Genomic DNA, 22047 nt, shown 5'->3' on the forward strand with positions numbered 1-22047 from the left:
GCCCGGGACGCGCGGGCCTCAGACCGCCATCGCGTCCCGGACACCGCGCGACAACCGCTCGGCCACCGCGGCGACCAGAGCGCGCGGGCGGCGCGGGGCGAGGTGGGCGCCGAACTGGTTGCTCGGGCCGGGGACGACGTAGGAACGGCCGGCGTCCAGGGCCCGCAGTGCGGCCCGGACGACCGGCTCCGGGGTGGTGAACGCACCCGTGACCGCGGCCTTCCGGGTGCCGATGACGTCGAAGAACCCGGTCTCCACGGGCCCTGGGCACAGGGCCAGGACGCGGATGCCGCGCCGCCGGTACTCCTGGCGCAGCGCGAGGCTGAAGTTGAGCACGAAGCTCTTCGACGAGCCGTAGACGGCGAAGTACGGAGTCGGCTGGAAGGCCGCCGTGGACGCCACGTTGAGCACCGCGCCGCGGCCGCGCGCGAGCATGCCGGGCAGCAGTTCATGGGTGAGGCCGACGAGCGCGACGACGTTGACCATCAGCTGGTCGTGGTCGCTCCGCGGGTCGATCGTCCCGAACGAACCGCAGGTGCCGAAGCCGGCGTTGTTGACCAGCAGGTCCACCGTCAGGCCGCGCTCGGCGAGTTCGGCACCCGTCCGGCGGGCGGCGTCGGGCTCGGAGAGGTCCTGGACGAGGACGTGGGCGGTGACGCCGTGGGCCTTGCCGAGGCGTTCCGCGAGGTCCCGCAGGCGGTCGGCGGAGCGGGCGACCAGCACGAGGTCGTGGCCGCGCGCGGCGAGCTGGGCGGCGAACTCGGCGCCGAGGCCGGAGGAGGCGCCGGTGATCAGAGCAGTGGTGGCCGTACGCACAGTGGTGCTCCTTGTCTCGCAAGATGTGACACGAGAGTATCGGATAACCATAGATGTGCGACATCACTGTTTCACTTATTGGGCGACCCGTTCCCCCGCTGTACCGTTCCCCGGTACGTCAGAGCTGGAGGCACACGATGAGCAACACGTCCGGGCGCCCGCTGCGCGCCGACGCCGAACGCAGCATCCGCGCGATCCTCGCGGCGGCGGAACGCGTCCTCGCGCAGACCCCGGGCGCCTCCATGGAGCAGATCGCGGAGGCCGCCGGCGTCACCCGGACCACCGTCCACCGCCGGTTCGCCAACCGCCAGGCCCTGATCGACGCGCTCACCGCCGAGGCCGCCGCCAAGCTCGCCGAAGCCATCGAGGACGGCCACCCGGAGACCGCGCCGCCACTGGTCGCGCTGCACCGGACGACGGCCAATGTGCTGCGAGTGAAGGCCGCCTGGGGCTTCGCGCTCGGGCCCGCGGTCGCCCACAGCGAGGAGGCCGCGCGGACGCACCGCGAGATCGCCGGCCGCTGCCTCGAACTGCTCGGCCGGATCCGCGAGCAGGGCGTGATCGCCGCGGACGCGGACCTGGAGTGGGTGCGCCGGGTCTTCTACGCGCTCATCGGCGAGGCCCTGCACGGCGACGTCGGCACGACGGCCGTCGACGCCGATCCGGACACCCTGGCGGCCCGGATCGTCGATACCCTGCTACACGGCGCGGGGCCGCGCACCGCGCGCTGACCCGACCGCCGGCGCGCGGGCCGACGCGCTCACCGTTGCGCCCGTCCGGCCCGTCGGCCGCCGGGCCTCGCATCCCCAACTCCCCTATATCGCATGACAATCCTCCATATCACTCGATAGGGGGAACTATCGCCTGTGTCCCCACTTTTGCGGCCCGATGGGGCAACATCAGCACGTCCGCGCTCGAACGACCTCCGTCCGGGCGGCAGAACCGGCCCCTGGGACCAGCCCGTGACTACCTCCGCCCCCGTGTGGGACTGCCCCTTCAACCACACCGACGGCCTGGAGTTCGACCCCCTGCTCAAGCGTCTGCTGACCGAGGAGCCGATCGCCAGGATCCGTCTGCCGCACGGCGAGGGCGAGGCCTGGCTCGCCACCCGCTACGAGGACGTCCGGGTGGTCACCACCGACCGCCGGTTCAGCCGCGCCGCGGGCATCGGCCGTGACCTGCCCCGGATGACGCCCGCGCCGATCGCGCAGGTCGAGTCGATCAACCTGATGGACCCGCCGGCCCACAACCGGCTCCGCCGCCTGGTCGCCCAGGGCTTCACCAACCGCCAGGTGGAGCGGATGCGCCCGCACACCCAGCGCGTCGTCGACGGCTACTTCGACGAGATGGAGGAGCACGGCGCCCCCGCCGACCTCGTCGCCCACCTCTCCGCCCGGCTGCCGCTCACCACCATCTGCGAGCTGCTCGACATCCCCGCCGAGGACCGCGCCGAACTCCGCGGCCACGCCGTCGCGATGATGTCCATGGGCCCCGGCAGCGGCGCCGGCCAGGTCAACGCCAAGGCCGCCCTGCGCGCCTACTTCTCCGAGCTCACCGCCGCCCGCCGCCGCTCGCCCGGCGAGGACCTCATCAGCGCGCTCGCCACCGCCCGCGACGGCGACGAGCTGCTGGACGACGACGAACTCGCCGTCATGGCCATGGTCCTGCTGGTCACCGGCCACGACACCAGCACCTACGAGCTCTCCAACATCACCTACACCCTGCTCACCCACCCCGAGCAGCTGGCCAAGCTGCGCGCGCAGCCCGACCTGCTGCCGCGCGCCCTGGAGGAGCTGCTGCGCTTCATCCCGTTCCGCCAGGGCGTGGGCATCGCCCGGGTCGCCACCGAGGACGTCGAGCTCGGCGGCGTGCTGATCAAGGCCGGCGAGCCGGTGCACGTCTCCTACCTGGCCGCCAACCGCGACCCCGCGATGTACGAGCGGCCCGACGAGCTGGACCTCGACCGCGGCGCGCCCACCCACATGACCTTCGGCTACGGCACCCACCACTGCCTCGGCTCCCACCTGGCCCGGATGGAGCTCCAGGTGGCCATCGGCACCCTGCTGAACCGGTTCCCCGGGCTGCGGCTCGCCGTGCCGCCCGCCGAGCTGGACTGGCAGACCGGCTCGATCTGGCGCTACCCGCGGACCCTGCCGGTCGCCTGGTGACCACCGTCCGGTGACCACCGCCCGGCGACCGCCCCGCGGTGACGTCCCACCGTACCCGGCCGCGTCCATCGGCCACTTGCCCGTTCGGAGACCTCCCCCATGGCCACACTCTGCCGCCCCGCCATCGCCGTGCCCGAGCACGTCATCACGCTCGACCAGACCCTCGACCTGGCCCGCGCCCTGCACGCCGAGCACCCGCAACTCGGCCTCGCGCTGCGGCTGATCGAGAACACCGGGGTACGGACCAGGCACCTGGTCCAGCCCATCGAGGAGACCCTGCAGCACCCTGGCTTCACCGCCCGCAACGCCGTCTACGAACGGGAGGCCAAGCGCCGCGTGCCCGAGGTGGTCCAGCGCGCCCTCGACCACGCCGAACTCGCCGCCCGGGACGTCGACCTCATCCTCTACGTGTCCTGCACCGGCTTCATGATGCCCTCGCTGACGGCGTGGCTGATCAACTCCATGGGGTTCCGCTCCGACACCCGGCAGCTGCCGATCGCCCAGCTCGGCTGCGCGGCCGGCGGCGCCGCCGTCAACCGGGCGCACGACTTCTGCCGCGCCTACCCCGGCGCCAACGTGCTCATCGTGGCCTGCGAGTTCTGCTCGCTCTGCTACCAGCCCAGCGACATCGGGGTCGGCTCGCTGCTCTCCAACGGGCTGTTCGGCGACGCGATCGCCGCCGTCGTACTGCGCGGCCGCGGCGGCACCGGCGTCCACCTGGAGCGCAACGGCTCGCACCTGGTGCCGGACACCGAGAACTGGATCTCCTACGGGGTCAAGGACACCGGCTTCCACTTCCAGCTCGACAAGCGCGTCCCCGGCACCATGGAGATGCTCGCCCCCGCCCTGCGCGCGCTGGCCGTCGAGCACGCCTGGAACGTCTCCGGCCTCGGCTTCTACATCGTGCACGCGGGCGGCCCGCGGATCCTGGACGACCTCTGCCGCTTCCTCAACCTGGAGCCGGCCGCGTTCCGCTTCTCCCGGGCAACGCTCACCGAGCGCGGCAACATCGCCAGCGCCGTGGTCTTCGACGCGCTGGCCCGGATGTTCGACGAGGGCGGGGTCGAGGACGGCACCCAGGGACTCATCGCGGGCTTCGGCCCGGGCATCACCGCCGAGATCTCGCTGGGCAGTTGGGTCGGCAGGCCACTGGAGACGGTGGCCGCGCGCGTTCCGCGCGCGATCGACACCTCGGAGTTGACGATCGCTCACCAGACGGCCCCCCTGCCGCGTCCGGCCGGGACTACGATCACCGAATGACCGATACCACGGATGCCACGGGTACCACCGGCACCACCGACAGCACCACCATCGAGGGGGCCGGCGGGTCACCGAACGGCGCCGGAGCCCCGTCGATCCCAAGACCGGCCGGCCCCGCCGAGGCCGAGCGGGACGAAGCCGGCCGGAACGACGCCGAGCGGGCCGCCGCCCACCGGGCCGAGGCCGGCCGGGCCGCCGAGCTGGCCGCGCTCTTCCCCACCCTGCACGCCCCGCAGTACTGGGACTGGGGCCGCTACGACGCCCAGTTCTCCACCGTCCTGCCGCCGGACGAGCTGGTCACCAACATCCACCTGGTGGGGTTCACCGACGGTGGCCGGGTGGTGCTCTGCCGCGACGAGCGCGACCACTGGTTCCTGCCCGGCGGCACCCGCGAGAGCGGCGAGTCGGTGGCCTCCTGCCTGGTCCGCGAGCTGCGCGAGGAGGCCGGCGCCCGGCTGCTGGGCGAGCCGGTCTGGCTGGGCGCGCACCGCTGCGTGACCGACGACCCGGTGCCCTACCGGCCGTGGCAGCCGCACCCCGAGAAGGCCTGGCTCTGGGGCTGGGCCGAGGTCGCGGTGGACTCCGTCCCGACCAACCCGGACGACGGCGAGCAGGTCGTCGAGGTCCGTGCGGCGGAGCCGACCGAGGCGCAGCGGCTGCTGCTGACCGGCCGCGACGCGTGGTGGGGCGAGCTGATCGAGCTGGCGGTCGAGCTGCGGTCGCATCCGCGCTGATCCGCGATTGTTCCCGCCACCTCGGGTGAACACCGGGGGACGGCCGGAAGACCACCGGAATGGCGCAGCAGCGGGCCGCGATGTCCGATATCCGGTGATATGACTCGAAGGGACTCGGGTCCCTCTCGGGCCCGCACCGACGGGAGCCGTCATGGACAACTACCCGCTGCTCAACATCTTCTGGACGATGCTGGAGCTGTTCCTCTGGATCCTCTGGTTCTTCCTGCTCTTCAAGATCATCACGGACATCTTCCGCAGCCACGACATGGGCGGCTGGGCCAAGGCCGGCTGGCTGCTCCTGGTGATCCTGCTGCCGCTGATCGGCGTGCTGGTCTACGTCATCGTGCGCGGCAAGAGCATGGGCCAACGCGACCTCGAACAGGCCCAGAAGGCGGACGCCGCGTTCAAGGCGTACATCCGGGACGCGGCGGGCCCGGCGCCGGGGACGGAGCCCGGGGAGGGGGCGCCCGCCCGGAGCCACGTCGACGACCTGGCCAGGCTGGCCGACCTCAAGTCCAGCGGGGCGATCTCCGAGGAGGAGTACCAGAAGGCCAAGGACAAGCTGCTGGTGTGACGCCGGCCGGCGCGGCGGCGGTGGAGCAGGAGCGGTGGTGGCCGGTGGACGGGTGTCCACCGGCCACCGGCCACCGGCCACCGCTCTGATGCTCAGCGCCGCCCGGAGCGACGGTCGCCGCGGCGGTCGTCCGCCGCGCCGCCGCCGGCCAGCCCGGCCCGGCGCAGCGCGTCCGCCATGGCGCTGTTGCCCAGCGGCGCCGAGCCGCCGGAGCCACCGCGGTCACCACGGTCGCGGCGGTCCTGCCCGCGCCCGCCGCCCTGACCGCCGCCCTGACCGCCGCCCTGGCCGCCCTGACCCCCCTGGCCGCCGCGCCGCTCCTGGCGCGGCGGACGGGCCTGCCGGTCGCCGCCGCGCCCGCCGCCCTCGCCGCCGCGCCCCACCTCGTCGTCCAGCCGCAGGGTGAGCCCGATCCGCTTGCGCGGCACGTCCACCGAGGTCACCCGGACGGTCACGATGTCGCCCGGCTTCACCACCTCGCGCGGGTCCTTGACGAAGTTCTTCGACAGCGCCGACACGTGCACCAGACCGTCCTGGTGCACGCCCACGTCGACGAAGGCGCCGAACGCGGCCACGTTCGTGACCACGCCCTCCAGCACCATGCCGACCTCCAGGTCGCCGATCTTGTCGACGCCCTCCTTGAAGGTCGCGGTGCGGAACGCCGGGCGCGGGTCGCGGCCCGGCTTGTCCAGCTCGCCGAGGATGTCGGTGACGGTCGGGACGCCGAAGGTGTCGTCGGCGAAGTCGCCCGGCCGCAGGGCGCGCAGCTTCCCGCTGTTGCCGATCAGCTCGCGCAGCTCCCCGCCGGTCGCGGCGAGGATGCGGCGCACCACCGGGTACGCCTCCGGGTGCACGCTGGAGGCGTCCAGCGGGTCGTCGCCGCCCGGGATCCGCAGGAAGCCCGCGCACTGCTCGAAGGCCTTCGGACCGAGCCGGGACACGTCCTTGAGCGCCCTACGGGTGCGGAACGGGCCATTGGCGTCACGGTGGGCGACGATGTTGTCCGCGAGGGTGCCGGTGATGCCGGAGACCCGGGTCAGCAGCGGGGCGGAGGCGGTGTTGACGTCCACGCCGACCGCGTTGACGCAGTCCTCGACCACCGCGTCCAGCGAACGGGAGAGCTTCACCTCGCTCAGGTCGTGCTGGTACTGGCCGACGCCGATCGACTTGGGGTCGATCTTGACCAGTTCCGCCAGCGGGTCCTGGAGCCGGCGGGCGATCGAGACCGCGCCGCGGATCGACACGTCGAGGTCCGGCAACTCCTGCGAGGCGAAGGCGGACGCCGAGTAGACCGAGGCCCCGGCCTCGCTGACCATCGCCTTGGTGAGCTTCAGCTCCGGGTGGCGCTTGATGAGGTCCTCGGCGAGCTTGTCGGTCTCCCGGGAGGCGGTGCCGTTGCCGATCGCCACCAGGTCGACGTCGTGCTTCTTCGCCAGCGCGGCCAGCGTCGCCAGCGCGGCGTCCCACTTGTTGGCCGGCTGGTGCGGGTAGATCGTCTCGTACGCGACCACCTTGCCGGTGGCGTCCACCACGGCGACCTTCACGCCGGTGCGGAAGCCCGGGTCCAGGCCCATGGTGGCGCGGGTGCCGGCCGGGGCGGCGAGCAGCAGGTCCCGCAGGTTGGCGGCGAAGACCCGGACCGCCTCGTCCTCGGCCTCCGCGCGCAGCCGGCCGCGCAGGTCGATGCCGAGCCGGACCAGGATCCGGGTGCGCCAGGCCCAGCGGACGGTGTCGCCGAGCCACTTGTCGGCCGGGCGGCCGTGGTCGGCGATGCCGAAGCGGGCGGCGATCCGCTGCTCGTAGTCGCTCGCGCCGGGCAGGTCGCCGGCCTCCTCGCCGTCGTACGGGGACAGGTCGAGGTCCAGCACCTCCTCCTTCTCGCCGCGCAGCATCGCCAGGATCCGGTGCGAGGGGAGCTTGGTGTACGGCTCGGCGAAGTCGAAGTAGTCGGCGAACTTCGCGCCCTCCTGCTCCTTGCCCTCGCGGACGGTGGCGACCATCCGGCCGCGGGTCCACATCCGCTCGCGCAGCGAGCCGACCAGGTCGGCGTCCTCGCCGAACCGCTCGACCAGGATCGCCCGGGCGCCCTCCAGCGCGGCCGGCGCGTCGGCCACCGACTCGTTCAGGTAGCCGGCCGCCAGCGCCGCCGGGTCCTGCGACGGGTCGGCGAGCAGGGTGTCGGCCAGCGGTTCGAGACCGGCCTCGCGGGCGATCTGCGCCTTGGTGCGCCGCTTCGGCTTGAACGGCAGGTAGATGTCCTCCAGCCGCGCCTTGGAGTCGGCGGCCAGGACCTGCGCGCGCAGCGCGTCGTCCAGCTTGCCCTGCGCCTCGATCGACTCCAGTACGGCGGTGCGCCGCTCCTCCAGCTCGCGCAGGTAACGCAGCCGCTCCTCCAGGGTGCGCAGCTGCGCGTCGTCCAGCGAGCCGGTGACCTCCTTGCGGTAGCGGGCCACGAACGGCACCGTCGCGCCGCCGTCCAGCAGCTCGACCGCCGACTTCACCTGCCCCTCGCGGACGCCCAGTTCCTCGGCGATCTTCCGCTCGATCGCCTGCTGGGCCTGCTGGGCCGCCTGTTCGACTGGCGTGGTCACGAAGCCGGTCACCTTCTTCAGAGTTGCTGTCCGTACCCGGGCATTCTCGCAGCAACCCCCGACACCCCGCCCCGCCCCCGGCACCCCGGGCGTGGCGCGCCGGGGGCTCCGGCCGTGGTCAGCAGCCGTCGTCGACGGTGCGCTCCGGGGAACCGTCCGGACCGAGCCCGATCAGCACGGTCTCCTTCTCCTCCACCAGTCTGATCCGGTCCGGGCCGTCCCGGGCGACCTCGGGCCCGCCCTGCCGGTCGCCGTTGACGTACGCGAGGTGCCAACGGCGGGTGAGCACGATCCTGACCGGCAGCCACCAGCGCGAGAACAGGACGCCGCCGAAGAACAGCACCAGCACCGGCCTTCCGAGGAACGCGGGGTGGTCCAGCCGGTCGCGCAGCACCAGCAGCCCGCCGGAGCCGCTGTTGACCCGGCCGAGGACGGCGGCTCCGGCCAGCGCGGCCGCGAGCCCGAGCGCCCCCCGCGAAACCCAACGCCCCCGCGAAATCCTCATGTTCTCACCCTGGTGTTCGAAATCCGCCTGAGCGCGGGGCCCCTCCCGGCGTACAGTGCCGGGCATGTGCGCAGCCGCTCGGACGCCCGACCACCTGCACGACGACGACCACCCGTACGACCCTCTGCACGACCCGCTGCACGACCGTCTCCACGACGACGAACCCGCCATCGACACCGGCCTGGTGAGGCGCCTGCTCGCCGCCCAGTTCCCGCACTGGAAGGGCCTGCCGCTGGCGCCGGCGGGCTTCACGGCCACCGACAACGCGATGTTCCGGCTCGGCCCCGAACTCGCCGTCCGCCTCCCCCGGGCGGCCTGGGCCGCCGGGAACCTCGGGCGCGAGCAGTACTGGCTCCCCCGCCTCGCCCGGCACCTGCCGGTGCCCGTCCCGGCGCCGGTCGGCCAGGGCCGGCCGACCGTCGGCTACCCCTGGAACTGGTCGGTGCTGCGCTGGCTGGACGGCGCCAACCCGGTCCCGGGTTCCATCCCCAACCCCGTCCAACTCGCCTACGACCTCGCCGACTTCCTCACCGCGCTGCGCGGCGTCGAGCCGGACCCGGGCGCCCCCGCCGCGCTGCGCGGCGGACCGCTGGCCGGCCGTGACGCCGCCACCCGGGCCGCCATCGGACGGCTGCGCGGGGTGATCGACACCGAGACGGCGACCACCCTGTGGGACAAGGCGCTGCGACTGCCCGGGCACACCGGTCCGGCGGTCTGGGTACACGGCGACCTCACGCCGGGCAACCTGCTGGTCACCGGCCAACGGCTGAGCGCGGTCCTGGACTTCGGCCTGCTGGGTGTCGGCGACCCGACCGTCGACCTGCTGCCCGCCTGGAGCCTGCTGCCGCCCAGCGCCCGCCCGGCCTTCCGCAGCTCCCTGGCCGTCGACGACGCCACCTGGGAGCGCGGCCGCGCCTGGGCGCTGTCCCTGGCTCTCGTCCAACTGCCCTACTACCGCACCACCAACCCGCCGCTGGCCGCCAACGCCCGGCACATCGTCCGGGAGATCCTGGCGGACCGCAGCGTGTGACCCCGGCGCGCGACGGCAGCGCACGGCGGCAGCGCGTGACCCCGGTGTCCGCCCCCGGCCCCGGTCAGATGAAGCGCGTCGGCTCGGCGGCCCCCGGCGGCAACGGCGTGCGGGCCGACTCCGACTGCCAGGCCCCGGCCAGCTCGGCCGGGAAGCGGCGGCCACTGCGGGTCAGCACCAGCCCGGGTGTCAACTCGACCTCGTCGCCCGGGCGGAACGGCCGGTCGGCGCCCGGTGGGAGCCGCTCCCACGGGCCCAGGTGGCCGCGCCGCCCGGCCGCGCGCAGCCGGCTGCCGTACGTGCTGGCGTCCCGTACGGTCACCGCGCCGCCGCGCACCGAGACCACCAGGTGGCGTCGGCTGACCAGGGCCGCCCGCTCGGCCGGCAGCAGGCCGAGCAGCGCGATGGCGTCCTCCGCCACCACCGGCGCCCGGCCGACCGCCGTCCGCGACCCCTCGTCCAGCGTGTACCGGGCCACGCACTCCCCGTCCAGCACCACCTTGACCTGCGCGGCACCGGGCCGGGCCCCGTCGTCGAGCAGCGGCGTCCCGTGCAGTTCGCAGGTGGGCACGCCCCGGCGCATCCGGGGCAGCATCACCCGCCCGCCGCGGTGCGGGCTGTACAGGGTGCAGCGGGCCTCCGGGCAGCGCCACGCCCGTCCGACCACCTCGACCAGCGGCTTGCGGGCGGCCGTCAGCAGTCCCTGCTTCTTCAGCGCGGACAGCTCCATCTTCTTGGAGATCTCCGCGCCCGTCCGGTACCCCATGTCCAGCGGCACCAGCCGCACCGCGCCGCGCCCGGCCGCCTCCGGCCGCAGGAACTGCCAGGTGTTGCCCTGGATCCACGGGTGCTCGATCCGGTGGTCGTCGTAGTGGTCGGCGGTGACCACCTGGATCCCGGTCATACCGGCGATCTCCAGCACCCGTTCGTCGGCGTCCGGCACCTCCTCCACCAGCCCCTCGGCGACCCAGCGCGCCAGGGTCCGGCCGTCCGCCGCGTCCTCGAACTCCCGCCGCCCGCCCAGCAGACTGCGGTCGGCCACGCAGTAGACCGCGACGTCCCGGTCCCCGGTCAGCCGCACCAGCGCGTCCACCACCAGCCCCAGCCGGTGCAGCGACCGCGCCGCGGAGCCGCCGAGGTCGGTCCGCCGCACGACGTTGGAGAGTTCGACCAGATAGTCCGCCCGGTCGGCGGAGGTGGCGAGGTTGCGGTCGAGGGCGCGGAACGAAGGGCGTTCGGGGCGGTGCTCCATGGAGGCCTCCGTGCGGTCGGCGTGCACGGGGCGGACCGGGACGAACCGTCCGTCCCCACGCCCCGTCACAACGCCTCCATCATGACCCAGGGCCTCCGGCGACGGGCCGCAACAGCCCTATCGCCTGGTCCAGCGCCAGTAGTTGGTCAGCCCCAGCCCCGCCCCCGCGAGCACCGCACCCACGACGATCAGCGGCACCAGGCCGGTGGCGATCGCGAGGATGAGCACGGCGCCCCCGCTGGGCAGTAGCCAGCGGAACCACGGTTCGCCCGCGACCCGCGTCGCGTCCCAGACGCAGGCGCCGAGTATGGCGAGCAGGATGAGGAAACTTCCGACCGGCATGCCTTGAGGTGTCAGAGTCGCCGCCAGCCACATGGTCTTCGTCCTTCCCGAGCTTGTGGAGGAACCGGTCTCCACGGCCGCTCCCGATCAGGTGTCGCCGGCTCCAAGAGTGCGGGCCGGACGCCTTCCGGCGCCCGGCCCGCCTTGTGTTCACCCTCTGCGCGAGGAGCGTGGATCACGATCCGGTTCTGGTCGGACTGCGACGGGTCCGCGGCCGGCGATCACGGGGCCGAGGTCCGAACGAGTCCAAAGAGCCCAGTGGATCTTACCATCCCAAAATACTCCAGGTATATCCGATGAACTGCCGGAAGAACCGGGCCTGACCGAGGCGGGTGCCCATGGCCAGCCCCAGGGTGAGCATGCGGTTGCCGAACATGCCCACCGCGCGGACGGCCTTGAGCTTGTACCCGATGAAGTCCATGCCGAGTCCGACGCCGAACTTGGCGGTGGACTTCCACGAGTAGTCACCACCCCTCACGTAGTTGTACGTCCGGTTCGCCGCCGACACACCGAAGGCGATGCCGCCGGCCACCGCGCAGGCGCCGGCGCTGGCGACGGTGCAGGCCGTGAAGGCCGCGGCCGCGGTGATCTTGCCCCGGTTGTCCCAGGTCCACTTCGCCGCCGCCTTGACCTTGCTGGCCCCTCGGCAGGAACCGTTCGGGTTCTTGCCGAAGGCGCACCAGCGGCCGTCGAGGTCGTACTGCCCCAGCGGGTCGCCGTAGACGTAGTCGTAGGAGTTGGCACTGCCCCCGTAGACCGGGTCCACGGACAGGAAGCGACCGCTGGCGGGGTTGTAGAGGCGCACGCCCATGAGGACGACGCCGTCCAGCGTCTCGGCGGAGCGCTGCTTGCCGCCGAGCCAGCCGTAGCGGACGGCGGCCTGGCCGGCCGCCGGGTTGCCGAACTCGTCGGCGTCCAGCAGCACCGGTGCGGTCAGCGCGGTGTCGGTGACGAGCACCACCGAGCCGAACAGGTTGGTGAGCTGGAGCCTGACCACGCCCTGGTTGGTGGCGGTCGCGGACAGGTCGCCGTCGACACCGGGGACGTTGCGGGTCCAGGCGCCGGTGGCGGTGTCCTCGACGGTCCACCGCGGGCTGTCCGCGCTGCCGCCGTAGTGGTTGAGCTTGCCGGCGCTGCCGGCCCAGGTGCCGTCGGCCTGCTTGACGGCGGTGGTGCTGCCGCTGATCCGGCCGCCGGGGTCGACGGTCCAGGTCTGCCGGGTGGTCGCGGTCTCCTGGGAGGCCACCAGGTCGTCGACCCGGTAGCCGACGGCCGTACCGGACGGCGTCCGCACCGTGCGGCCGAACGCGTCGTAGGCGTAGCCCGGGTCGGTGATCCGGTCCGCGCTGTCGTACGCCGACGCGGTGGTCGTGGCACCGGCGGTGGTGCAGGTGCCGTCGCCGGCCGGGTCGGAGACCGCCTTCGCGGTGCGGTTGTAGTGGACGTCGTAGCTGTAGGTGCGGCTGGTGCAGCCGGCGGCGGCCGTGGACTGCTCCGCCTTGGTCAGCCGGCCGAGGCGGTCGTAGCCGTAGGCCTTGGTGCCGTTGGTGCTGCTGTCCTTGACGACCTGCGTCTGGGTGGAGAGTTCGGAGCTCTGCGCCCAGACGACCTTGCCGTCCGAGGCCCGGGTGTAGCTGCGGGCGACGGCCTTGCCGGAGGCGTTCAGGGTGTCCTTGCGGACGATGCCACCCGGGTAGGTCTGCTCGACGAGCTGGCCGTCCGGGCTGTACTTGGCCGTGAACTCACCGGCCTTGCTGTCGCTCACCGAGGTGAGCAGACCGCGCGGCTCCTTGGCCCGGTCGTAGGTGTAGGCGGCCGTACCGGTCGGGTCGGTGACCTTCACCGGCTTGCCGAACTTGTCGTACTCCGTGGTGGTGGTCGCGCCGTCCGCGTCGGTGTACGAGATCACCCGGCCGAGGACGTCCTTCACCGTGGTGATCGACTTGCCCGCCGCCGAGTTCGTGGTCGCCTCACCCGTCGCCGGGTCGTACGCGACCGTCACCTTCGGGACCGCGAGGCCCTCGTCACCGGTGACCTCCGTGGACACCACCCGGTCGGTGGTGTCGTAGGCGGTGACGGTCTTCCGGGTCTTGCCCGCGTTGGTCTCCACGACCTCCTCGGGACGGCCGGTGCGCGAGTAGCGGGTGGTCTGCTTGACCGGCAGCGTGGTCGGCATCCGCGCCGCGTCCGCGCCCGTCACCGCCGCTCCCGGACCGCTCGTGCAGTGCAGTCCCGCCCACTCGGGACGGTTGGCGCAGGCCGGGTCGGCGGCGTTCGCGCCCGCCGTGTAGTACACGGACTTCACCGTGGCGGCGTCCGCCTCGGTGTTGCCCGGGACCCGCACCTCCTCGGCGCGGCCCTGCGTGTCGAACCGGCTGGTGGTGGTGAGCTTGGCGCCCAGCGCGTCGGTGGTCACCGAGGTCGCCTTCTTCACCGTCCAGCCGGCGGTGCCGCCGATCGGGGTGCCGTAGCCGGTCCTGGTGACCCGCAGCTCCGCGTCGTCGGCGTAGCCGTCGATCCGGGCGCCGTCGGTCTGGGTGGTGACCAGGTGGTAGGCCCGGCCGTCGGGCTTGCCCTCGTCGTAGGTGCTGGTGTTGTGGTCACGGACCACCACGGACGTCCCGGCGGCGAGCGTCGGGTTGACGGTGGTCTTGGTCAGCGTCACGGTGTCCAGGCCGGCGTGGTAGCGCTCGCCGGTGCTGGCCGGGTTGGTGCCGGTGATGGTGATCTTCAGCTCGTGGTCACCACGCGCCAGCCGGATCGCCTGGCCGGTCGCGTACGGGACCACCGCCGGGTTCGCGGAGTAGGTGTCGATCGGCTGGCCCAGGTTCTGCCCGTCGATCGCGAACTGCACGATGCCGTGGTCGTTGTACTTGGTCAGCTGACCGGAGAGGAGGTACTCGCCCTCCTCCGGCACGCTGACCCGCACCACGTCGTAGCCGCCGGCCGCGGTGGCCCGCACGCTCAGGTGCGCACCGCCCGACCAGGTCAGGCCGCAGCAGTCGGTGTCGATCTTGACCGGCACGTTCGCGCCGAGCTGCGGCAGCTTCTCGGCCTCCGCCGTGACGGTGGCCGGGGTGGTCTGGCCGTTGACCTGCTCGGCGAGCGAGGCGCGGTAGACCGGGCCGAGCGTCTCGACGACGTCCTGGCCGTCCGGGCTGTAGCCGGTACGGGTGTCCAGCAGCCGGGCCCGGGCGGCGGAGTCGGCCGGGAGGTTCAGCTCGGTCGCGTACCGGGCCGCGTCCGGGTGGGTGCCGAGCGCGATCGAGCGGTTGGTCGCCTCCAGGGCCCGCACGACGTGGCCGTAGCGGTCGTACTCCTTGGTGTCGATGTCACCGCCCGGAGTGACCGACGGGGTGGCGGTGTTGACCTCCTGGCCGTTGGCGTTGAGGTAGTGCACGGTGGCCGGCTTGTAGCCGTCCTTGCCCGGCTTCACGGCGGTCGCCGTGTTGGTGCCCGGATCGTCCTCGGGATCGAACACGGCGGTGGCGTCGGTCGGGGCGTCCAGCTGGGCCCACTTCGCCACCTCCGCGCCGGACAGGTCGTACGGACCACCCGCGCCGACAGTCAGCGGCACGTCGTAGACGACGTTGGTCGCGGTCTCGCCGTTGACCTGGTCCTTGCTGCCCTGCGTCAGGGCGGCACGGCGGACCTTCAGCAGGCGCCCCGGGTCCTGGTCGGCCGCGGCCTTGCCGAAGTCGAAGTTCCACGGCAGCTGACCCGCCGGCGTGGCCCGGGTGACCCGGCCCGCGTCGTCGTAGCCGTAGGTGGTCTTCAGCGGCTGGGTCAGGCGCGGGTCCCAGGTCTCGGCGAGGCGGCCCTTGTCGTCGTACGCGTAGTGCGCGACCTCGACGGCCTCCTCCTTCGAGGTCGCCGGGTTCCACGACCACAGCTTGACGGCCTTCACCCGGTCGATGAAGTCACCGGGTGCGGCGGCCGTGGCGGTGGTCACCTTGGCGTACTCGTACTCCATGACCTCGCAGCCGCGCGGCAGCGGGTCCACCGAGCACCGGTTGACGTCGTCCAGGCCCGGCTCGACCGGCGGGATCACGCGCTTGACCAGGGCCCGGCCGTCGGTGATGTCGTACAGGTAGCGGGTCGCCGACGGGGCACCCGGACCGGTCTCGCTGACCACCTGGTAGCTGTTCGCCCCGGCCTGCTGGGCGAAGACCGTCTTGGTCCCGTTCAGTTCGGTCAGCTCGTAGGTGGTGGCGTTGGTCTGCACGTTCCAGACCTGGTTCGAACCGGCCCAGCAGACCCAGATGGTGGCGCCGTTGTAGGCGTCCAGGCACTTGCCGGACTGCTGGTTCAGCAGCTGGCCGTCGGTGCGCACGTCCCACTTCTGGTTGGTGCCGCCGTTGCAGTCCCAGAGCACGATCCGGGTGTTGTCGTCGACCGCGCCCCAGGGGTTGTCCAGGCACCGGCCGAGGATCTGGATGCGCTGCTGGTCGTCACGGGTCCACTGCTGGTTGGTGGCACCGGTGCACGGCGCCGTCTGCAGCACCGCTCCGTTGCCGGCGTCGCCGTTCGGCACCTCCAGGCACAGACCGTTGGCGGACAGCGAGATCGAACCCGCCGTCGCCGGGACGGCCTTGAGCGAGAAGGACTCCGCGCCCGGCTCCGGGAAGAACGTGCCGTCGGAGCCCTTGGCGAAGGTCAGCGTGCCGTCGTCGTTGCCCTTGATCTCGACCAGGTCCGACTGCGGGAACGACAGCGAACGGAAGTCGGAACCGCCGCCCGCGTCCGGACCACCGGCCCACTGCGGACCGAACGGCGCGACGATCTCCTTCATCGACAGGTCGTCGAAGAAGACCTGCTTGTCCGCCGCGGTGAAGCCGTTGTAGAGGCGGAAGAACGCCTCGGTGGCGTCCGCCGGAACGGCCAGGTCGACGCTGAGCTGCTGCCAGCCGTCGGTGAAGCCCGCCTTGGCCGAGGTGGTCTTGGCGTAGCCGGCCCCGGTCTTCACAAAACCGACGAGCCGCAGGCCGCGGTCCCCGAAGTCCGGGTTCAGACCGGTCGAGCCCGGCACGTAGATCCAGCCGGTGAGGCGGTAGGTGCGGCCCGGCTTCATGCCGAGCGCCATGGTGTTGTCCGGACCGACACCCGCGTAGGAGTCGATCTGGCCGGTCGGTGTGATCAGCAGCGAGTCGGTCGAGCTGTCGTGGCCGCGCGCGGTGGAGCGCGACAGCGTCGCCAGGCCGGCCGAGAAGCCGTTGGTGTCGGTGCCGACCTGCCGCTGGTTGGCCGTCAGGCGCTCGCCCTGCGGCTGCCAACCGCGGTCGGTGCCGCGCGAGGAGGAGGTGCGGGTGACGGACATGCCGGACGCGGTGACGTCGGTCCGGTTGGTGCTGTAGTCACCGGTGAGAAGGTTGACCGAGCCCGGGCCCGCGTCGGCGCCCGCGGCGCCGTCGGCGTTGCGGTCCACGGTCAGGGTGTTCCAGACGGTGGTGTAACCGGTGCCGGAGCCGTCCTCGGGGAACAGCCTGGCGCGCACCTGGAGGACACCGCCGACGTTGCCGAGGGTGTCCAGGACGTTCCAGTTGGCGTGCGGGCCGAGGTCCGCCAGCCGCGGCCGGTCCTCGGTGACCGGGGTGTTGTCCGCCTTGGTCAGGTTGACGCGGGGCACCGTGTACTCGGTGGCGCCGGGGCCGCGGCGGTACTCGTAGACCACCCGCTTGAACTGCGCCTGGGCGTCGACGGCCAGCTTGACGCGCTTGGCCGCCTGGGTGCCGTTGACCGGCGAGCTGATGCCGGCCTGGCCGACGTGGAACACGTACTCGGCGGGCGGGGAGAGATTGCCCGCGCGGTCCTTGGCCTGCACGCTGAGCACGCGCCGGCCCTCGGTGGTCGGGGTGATCGACGTGGTCAGCGCCGCGGTGGCGTTGACGGTGACCGCGGTGCCGCCGTCCAGGGTGTAGACGTAGGCGGTGAGGTCGTCGGTACCGGCGGCCGGGGTGAAGGTGAACGAACCGGCCTGGTTCGCCGCACCGTGCCACAGCGAGTCCGCCGGGTAGTCGGCGGAGGTGACGAACGGCGTGCCGGGCGCCACGGTGTCCACCACGAACGGGGTGGTCACCCAGTTCGAGCGGGACTTGCCGTCGTCCAGCATCGAGGAGATCGAGTACTGCACGCCCTCGTCGAGCTTGGCGATCCCGAAGTCGGACGCCTTGACGGAGGCCCAGGAACCGCTCGGCGTGTCCTTGGGGATGCTGCCGATGAAGGTGCCGCCGCGCCACAGGTCGAAGTAGACCTTGACGTTGTCACCGTCGTCGTCCGCCGCCTGCGCCAGGAAGCGCGGGTTGGCGTCCGAGACGTACTTCGGGGTGCCCGGCTGGGACGGCTGGATCTCGACCGACGCGGGGGTCCGCGGGACCGAGTTGTAGGTGACCGAGATGTACGGCGGGGCCGAGCTCTGGGCGGAACCGAACTTCTTCCAGGAGAGGCTGCTGTTCTCGTCCGTCGCCTTCAGCATGAAGCCGTAGTCGTTGGAACCGTACTGCGCGAAGTACCGGATCATCTCCGTGACGTCGGTGTTGGTCCAGCCGGACCCGTCCGGAGCCGCGCACTGGTGGGCGTCGCCGCCGTCGACGTCGTAGGTCTCGTACGTCCGGGTCCACATCTGGCCCCACTGGGGCTCGTTGCCCCACCGGGTCCACCAGGCCGCGCCGCCCGCGTTCCAGACCTCCCACTGCTTCGGGGTGCAGGAGGAGGAGTGGAAGTTGTACAGGTGCAGCTTGGCGTCGATGATCTGCTTGCCGTTGAACGACCCGCCCGGGATCGTCACGTACGAGCGTGCCTTGACGCTGCCGTTGTAGCTGCCCAGCTTGAGCTCGTCCGAGCCGGAGGCGTCGAAGTTCTCGTTGTTCTGGACGTAGGTGTCGAAGGTGCTGCCGATGTCCACGACCGGGTCGATGGTCACCGGGTACTGGGTCTTCGCGTCGGCCAGGAACGCCGCGTCCGGGGTGAACACCAGCTCGGTGTCCGCGCCCTCACCGCGCACCTGCATCGTCACCGGGGCCCGGTTGAGGTGCTCGCCCGAGGCCTCGTCGAGCGCCGCGTCCCACATCACGGGGGCCGGGATCTTGACGGCCTCCTTGCCGGTCGCCCTGTCCAGCAGCTGGATCGAACCGTCCTGCTGCGGGGCGACGTTCAGGCCGGTGGTGTCCAGCGGGATGGTGACCGCGCCGGTCTGCCCGACGGCGGAACGATCCTTCACGATCAGGAACTGCTCGAAGCCGGTGCGGGTCGCCTTCAGCACCAGGTCCACGCCCGGGCGGGCGTCGACGTACGTCGCCTGGCTGCCCTCCAGCTTCGGCTTCGGGAGCCTGCCGAGCCAGCCGAAGCCGACCTGCTGCCCACCGATGCCGATCTTCACCAGCTCCCGCTCGGCGGGCCCGGACTCCGGTGCCCCGGCGGCCGCCGACGCCCCCTTCGCGAGTGCCCCGGTGCCCGGCGCGCTGTCGCCCACCGTCACCCCGGCCTCGCCGCCGGCCAGCACCAGCCCGCCGGGGTGCGCCTTCGGCGCCACCTTGCCGTCGGGGGTCTGCACCAGCGTGGTGTCGACCTCCACCCACTCCTTGCCGTCCTTGCCGGCCTTCATCCGGATCTGCCCGGTGGACCGGTCGGCGGTCAGCGTCCCGTCCGGGTTCGCCCACAGCGTGGTGAACTCCGTCCGGGCCCCGGTCACCTCGATCCGGTGCCCCTGGAGCCGGGCCGCCAGCAGCGCCGAGGCCTCGTCGGGCGCCTCGTCGGTCGGCGTGGCGGGCGCCTGCGGACTCTTCGGATCCGCCGGCTTCGGCGCCGCGGACGCCGAGGAGGCGGTCAGCGCCTGGGCGGCCACACCGCCCTGCACCAGCAGGCCGAGCGTCAGAGCGGCCGATATCGGCCTTCTCCAGCGCGCGGTGGAAGTCCCGTCCGCGGCTGCGGAGGGAGTCTTGGAACGTCGCAACATCAGTTCCTCTTCGGAGAGGGTGCCATGACTGTTCAGGCCCTCTGGCCCGCCGGAGGATCTCCCCAGTCGCACACGTCCCAGTGGTGCTCACCCGTATCGATTCGATAACAATGAATCGCACACGACCAACTTCTGATGTCATGTCATGTCACCGATGCCTATGGGTGGTTTGCACCCGTTCCGCCGGGGGCTCGGGCGCCGTGGCCGTCGCCGGGGCCGGCGACGGCCACGAAGGCGAAGGCGGCGCCCCGGCCGGCGCGAGGAGTTCAAGGAGTCCTTCCCGGGCCTGCTCGACGCGCTGATCGCGACGCCCCAGCGCCGCCGAGCCCGGCCGACGGGGCACCCGACGGGCCCAGTAGGGTGCGAACATGACACGCCATCTGGACTTCGAGGGCCCGTACAACTTCCGCGATCTGGGCGGCTATCCGGCCGCCGAGGGACGGACGGTCCGCTGGGGGCTGCTCTACCGCTCCTCCTCGCTCGCCAGGCTCACCTCGGCCGCCGACCAGGAGCGGTTCCGGGCCCTGGACATCGGCACCGTGATCGATCTGCGCTACCCCTGGGAGATCGACCGCCGGGGGCGGATACCGGAGCTGGAGGGCGTCGCGTACCACAATCTGTCGATCGAGCACCGGCCGTACGACCAGGCCGAGATCGACCCGGGGCTCGACCCGTGGCGGTACCTGGCGGACCGGTTCGCCGAGGTGGCCGAGGACGGCGTCGCGGAGATCCGCGACGCCCTGGAGCTGATCGCCGGGGCCGAGCGGCCGGTGGTCTTCCACTGCGCCGCCGGCAAGGACCGCACCGGACTGATCGCCGCCCTGGTGCTCAGCCTGCTCGGCGTCGGCGAGGACGACGTGGCCGCCGACTTCGCGCTCACCGAGCTCGTCACCGCCCGGCTGGTGGAGGACTGGCGCGCCGCCAACCCGGGGCGCACGCTGCGCTGGCCCGCCTTCGGGCGCGCGCCGGAGGAGGTGATCCGGCTCGCGCTCGCGGACCTGACCGCCGCGCACGGCTCGGTCCACGGCTACGCCACCGACCGGCTGGGCGTCGACGAGGAGCTGATCGGCCGGCTGCGGACCCGGCTGCTCACGGCATAGCCCGGCGGCGGAAACCGGCCAGCACCCGACCAGAACGACAATCGCATGAAAAAGAAATCAATCGTCCGAAGAATCAAAAACAGGCAAGGCTGATCGATACTCGACCGAAAGAATCCAGGAAAGGGAATTTTCGACAAACGTCGATCAGCCTCTTGCCAAGGCCTGGATCCTCAGCCTCACCAGGCCGAATGGCCGAAAAAAATAGTGCTGGGCACCTGTTCGTGCACGCTAAGGTCATTTCCGTGGCGGCTCGGCCGATCGGGTGACCGCGACCTTTCGGGTCGAACCTCCGCTCGTTTCCTTTTGCCTGCATGACTCCGCCCGCCCGGCGGCGTCACCGAAATGATCGGACGGAATATGCACGCAAAGAACCGCGCCGACCGTCCCCGCCCCGCCGGCCGCCCCCGCCGCACCGACCGCGCGCTCGTCCGAGGCGTCCTGGTCGCCACCGCACTGCTCGGGTTCTCGGGTGCCGCCCCCGCGCTCGCCGAGGGCTCCTGGACGTCCTACATCAGCAACTGGGGGCCCGGCTCGGAGTCCCGCCGCTGGGAGGACGCCGACCGGGACGACGTCGTCACCTCCGTCACCTTCCAGGGCTGCGCGACCGCCACCGAGGACTTCAAGGACGCCGACCTCCAGCTCTACAAGGACGTCTTCGGCCCCGACAAGGCCTACGGCCACCGCACCAACCACTGCGGCACCTCCGGCTGGGGCGACCAGAGCGCCGGCAGCTACTACTTCGTACTCGAAGGCGTGCGCAGCGGCGGCAAGCTCTGGGTGGACACCGTCACCACCCGGTACTGACCCCGCCCCCTCGTCCCCTGACCCACCGGCCCCCGACCCGCCGCCCCTTGACCCTCGCCCCGGCCGTGGTTCCGGCGGACACGCCCGTCCGCCGGCGCCCCCGCACCCGTTCCGAGCGAAATGCGTCGACCCCGCCATGGCCCTTGAATTCCACCGCATCGACTTCCAGTACAGCCGCAAGGCGCTCCTGTTCACCGGTCTCGATCTGCGGATCGACAACCCGGCCACCGTCCTGCTCGGCCCCAACGGCGCCGGCAAGTCCACCCTCATGGCGCTCGCCGCCTCGCAGTTGAGCCCGCACCGGGGGCTGGTCACCTGGCGTGGCGTCAACCCCGCGGCCGGCGGCGGCGACCGGGCGGCCTACCGGCGCGCGGTGGCCTGGCTGCCGCAGCAGATCACCCCCGTCCCCGGGCTCAGCGTGCGCGAACAGGTCGCCTACTGCGGCTGGTTGAAGGGCATGTCGCGCACCGCCGCCTGGCGGGCCTCGGCCGGTGCGCTCGCCCGGGTCGGTCTCTCCGGGCTCGCCGACCGGCCCGGCCACCAGCTCTCCGGCGGCCAGCTGCGACGGATGGGCATCGCCGGCTGCCTCGCCCACCACAGCGAGCTGATCCTGATGGACGAGCCCACCGCCGGGCTCGACCCCACCCAGCGCGCGGTGTTCCGCTCCCTGGTCGAGGAACTGACGGGCGAGGTCGGCATCCTCGTCTCCACCCACCGGACCGAGGACCTCGCCGGCACCTACCGGCACGTGGTGGTGCTGGACCGCGGGCAGGTCCGGTTCCAGGGCGCCACCGAGGAGTTCCACGCCCTGGCGGCGGTCGGCCGCGCGGCCCCCGGCGGACTCTCCGGGGCCGACGGCGGGTCCCGCACGCCGAGCGCCGAGGCCGCGTACGCGCGGCTGATCGAACGGGAGACGTGAC

15 protein-coding genes are annotated in these 22047 nt (G+C 72.3%); 9 read left to right on the forward strand and 6 right to left on the reverse strand.

Annotated elements, in window-relative coordinates; all coding sequences use genetic code 11:
- Nucleotides 1-18: 18 nt before the first annotated feature.
- Nucleotides 19-816, reverse strand: a complete 798-nt coding sequence (locus tag ACFVVU_RS04545; protein ID WP_380686613.1) for an SDR family NAD(P)-dependent oxidoreductase — start codon at nt 814-816, stop codon at nt 19-21.
- Nucleotides 817-953: 137 nt separating this feature from the next.
- On the opposite strand from ACFVVU_RS04545, the gene ACFVVU_RS04550 reads away from it, so the two are divergent.
- The 5 genes from ACFVVU_RS04550 to ACFVVU_RS04570 all read left to right on the forward strand — a co-directional run bounded on the left by ACFVVU_RS04550 (nt 954) and on the right by ACFVVU_RS04570 (nt 5552).
- Complete coding sequence (locus tag ACFVVU_RS04550; protein WP_380686616.1) at nt 954-1547, forward strand: TetR/AcrR family transcriptional regulator; 594 nt, start codon at nt 954-956, stop codon at nt 1545-1547.
- 231 nt (nt 1548-1778) lie between these two features.
- Entirely contained in the window at nt 1779-2984 is a 1206-nt protein-coding gene (locus tag ACFVVU_RS04555; protein ID WP_380686618.1) for a cytochrome P450, read from the forward strand.
- Nucleotides 2985-3083: 99 nt separating this feature from the next.
- On the forward strand, nt 3084-4244 hold the full coding sequence (locus ACFVVU_RS04560) for a type III polyketide synthase (protein ID WP_387788369.1): 1161 nt from the start codon (nt 3084-3086) through the stop codon (nt 4242-4244).
- Nucleotides 4241-4978 carry an NUDIX domain-containing protein gene (locus ACFVVU_RS04565; RefSeq protein ID WP_387788370.1) on the forward strand — a complete coding sequence of 246 codons (738 nt, stop codon included), beginning with the start codon at nt 4241-4243 and terminating at the stop codon, nt 4976-4978. Before ACFVVU_RS04560 ends, ACFVVU_RS04565 begins: the two co-directional genes overlap by 4 nt.
- Nucleotides 4979-5129: 151 nt before the next feature.
- On the forward strand, nt 5130-5552 hold the full coding sequence (locus ACFVVU_RS04570; protein ID WP_380686625.1) for an SHOCT domain-containing protein: 423 nt from the start codon (nt 5130-5132) through the stop codon (nt 5550-5552).
- Between the two features lie 92 nt (nt 5553-5644).
- Here ACFVVU_RS04570 and ACFVVU_RS04575 read toward each other — a convergent pair whose 3' ends face one another.
- On the reverse strand, nt 5645-8143 hold the full coding sequence (locus tag ACFVVU_RS04575) for a Tex family protein (RefSeq protein WP_387788371.1): 2499 nt from the start codon (nt 8141-8143) through the stop codon (nt 5645-5647).
- A 118-nt stretch (nt 8144-8261) separates the two neighbouring features.
- Nucleotides 8262-8648 carry a hypothetical protein gene (locus ACFVVU_RS04580; RefSeq protein WP_387788372.1) on the reverse strand — a complete coding sequence of 129 codons (387 nt, stop codon included), beginning with the start codon at nt 8646-8648 and terminating at the stop codon, nt 8262-8264.
- Between the two features lie 64 nt (nt 8649-8712).
- Between ACFVVU_RS04580 and ACFVVU_RS04585 the strand changes: the two genes are divergently transcribed.
- Entirely contained in the window at nt 8713-9678 is a 966-nt protein-coding gene (locus ACFVVU_RS04585) for an aminoglycoside phosphotransferase family protein (protein WP_387788373.1), read from the forward strand.
- A 64-nt stretch (nt 9679-9742) separates the two neighbouring features.
- Here the strand turns inward: ACFVVU_RS04585 and ACFVVU_RS04590 are convergent, their stop codons facing one another.
- The 3 genes from ACFVVU_RS04590 to ACFVVU_RS04600 form a co-directional block, all read right to left on the reverse strand.
- Nucleotides 9743-10930 (reverse strand): FHA domain-containing protein, encoded by a 1188-nt coding sequence (locus ACFVVU_RS04590; protein WP_380682044.1) that lies wholly within the window; start codon nt 10928-10930, stop codon nt 9743-9745.
- 117 nt (nt 10931-11047) lie between these two features.
- Entirely contained in the window at nt 11048-11272 is a 225-nt protein-coding gene (locus tag ACFVVU_RS04595) for a hypothetical protein (RefSeq protein WP_380682043.1), read from the reverse strand.
- A gap of 265 nt (nt 11273-11537) precedes the next feature.
- Complete coding sequence (locus ACFVVU_RS04600) at nt 11538-19223, reverse strand: ricin-type beta-trefoil lectin domain protein (protein ID WP_387788374.1); 7686 nt, start codon at nt 19221-19223, stop codon at nt 11538-11540.
- Nucleotides 19224-19591: 368 nt separating this feature from the next.
- Here ACFVVU_RS04600 and ACFVVU_RS04605 point away from each other — a divergent pair, with 368 nt between their 5' ends.
- The 3 genes from ACFVVU_RS04605 to ACFVVU_RS04615 all read left to right on the forward strand — a co-directional run bounded on the left by ACFVVU_RS04605 (nt 19592) and on the right by ACFVVU_RS04615 (nt 22046).
- Complete coding sequence (locus ACFVVU_RS04605) at nt 19592-20323, forward strand: tyrosine-protein phosphatase (RefSeq protein ID WP_387788375.1); 732 nt, start codon at nt 19592-19594, stop codon at nt 20321-20323.
- Between the two features lie 357 nt (nt 20324-20680).
- A complete protein-coding gene (locus tag ACFVVU_RS04610) occupies nt 20681-21127 on the forward strand; it encodes a hypothetical protein (RefSeq protein WP_387788376.1) in 447 nt (148 codons plus the stop codon).
- Between the two features lie 136 nt (nt 21128-21263).
- Entirely contained in the window at nt 21264-22046 is a 783-nt protein-coding gene (locus ACFVVU_RS04615; protein WP_387788377.1) for an ATP-binding cassette domain-containing protein, read from the forward strand.
- Nucleotide 22047 lies beyond the last annotated feature (1 nt).

The organism is Kitasatospora sp. NPDC057965 (genome assembly GCF_042887135.1).
Classification (GTDB): domain Bacteria; phylum Actinomycetota; class Actinomycetes; order Streptomycetales; family Streptomycetaceae; genus Kitasatospora.

Bases quoted from the DNA above. Each gene is read 5' to 3' on its own strand.
- ACFVVU_RS04550 (WP_380686616.1), top strand. From the start codon at position 954: ATGAGCAACACGTCCGGGCGCCCGCTGCGCGCCGACGCCGAACGCAGC.
- ACFVVU_RS04560 (WP_387788369.1), top strand. From the start codon at position 3,084: ATGGCCACACTCTGCCGCCCCGCCATCGCCGTGCCCGAGCACGTCATC.
- ACFVVU_RS04565 (WP_387788370.1), top strand. From the start codon at position 4,241: ATGACCGATACCACGGATGCCACGGGTACCACCGGCACCACCGACAGC.
- ACFVVU_RS04570 (WP_380686625.1), top strand. From the start codon at position 5,130: ATGGACAACTACCCGCTGCTCAACATCTTCTGGACGATGCTGGAGCTG.
- ACFVVU_RS04580 (WP_387788372.1), bottom strand. From the start codon at position 8,648: ATGAGGATTTCGCGGGGGCGTTGGGTTTCGCGGGGGGCGCTCGGGCTC.
- ACFVVU_RS04585 (WP_387788373.1), top strand. From the start codon at position 8,713: ATGTGCGCAGCCGCTCGGACGCCCGACCACCTGCACGACGACGACCAC.
- ACFVVU_RS04590 (WP_380682044.1), bottom strand. From the start codon at position 10,930: ATGGAGCACCGCCCCGAACGCCCTTCGTTCCGCGCCCTCGACCGCAAC.
- ACFVVU_RS04595 (WP_380682043.1), bottom strand. From the start codon at position 11,272: ATGCCGGTCGGAAGTTTCCTCATCCTGCTCGCCATACTCGGCGCCTGC.
- ACFVVU_RS04600 (WP_387788374.1), bottom strand. From the start codon at position 19,223: ATGTTGCGACGTTCCAAGACTCCCTCCGCAGCCGCGGACGGGACTTCC.
- ACFVVU_RS04605 (WP_387788375.1), top strand. From the start codon at position 19,592: ATGACACGCCATCTGGACTTCGAGGGCCCGTACAACTTCCGCGATCTG.
- ACFVVU_RS04610 (WP_387788376.1), top strand. From the start codon at position 20,681: ATGCACGCAAAGAACCGCGCCGACCGTCCCCGCCCCGCCGGCCGCCCC.
- ACFVVU_RS04615 (WP_387788377.1), top strand. From the start codon at position 21,264: ATGGCCCTTGAATTCCACCGCATCGACTTCCAGTACAGCCGCAAGGCG.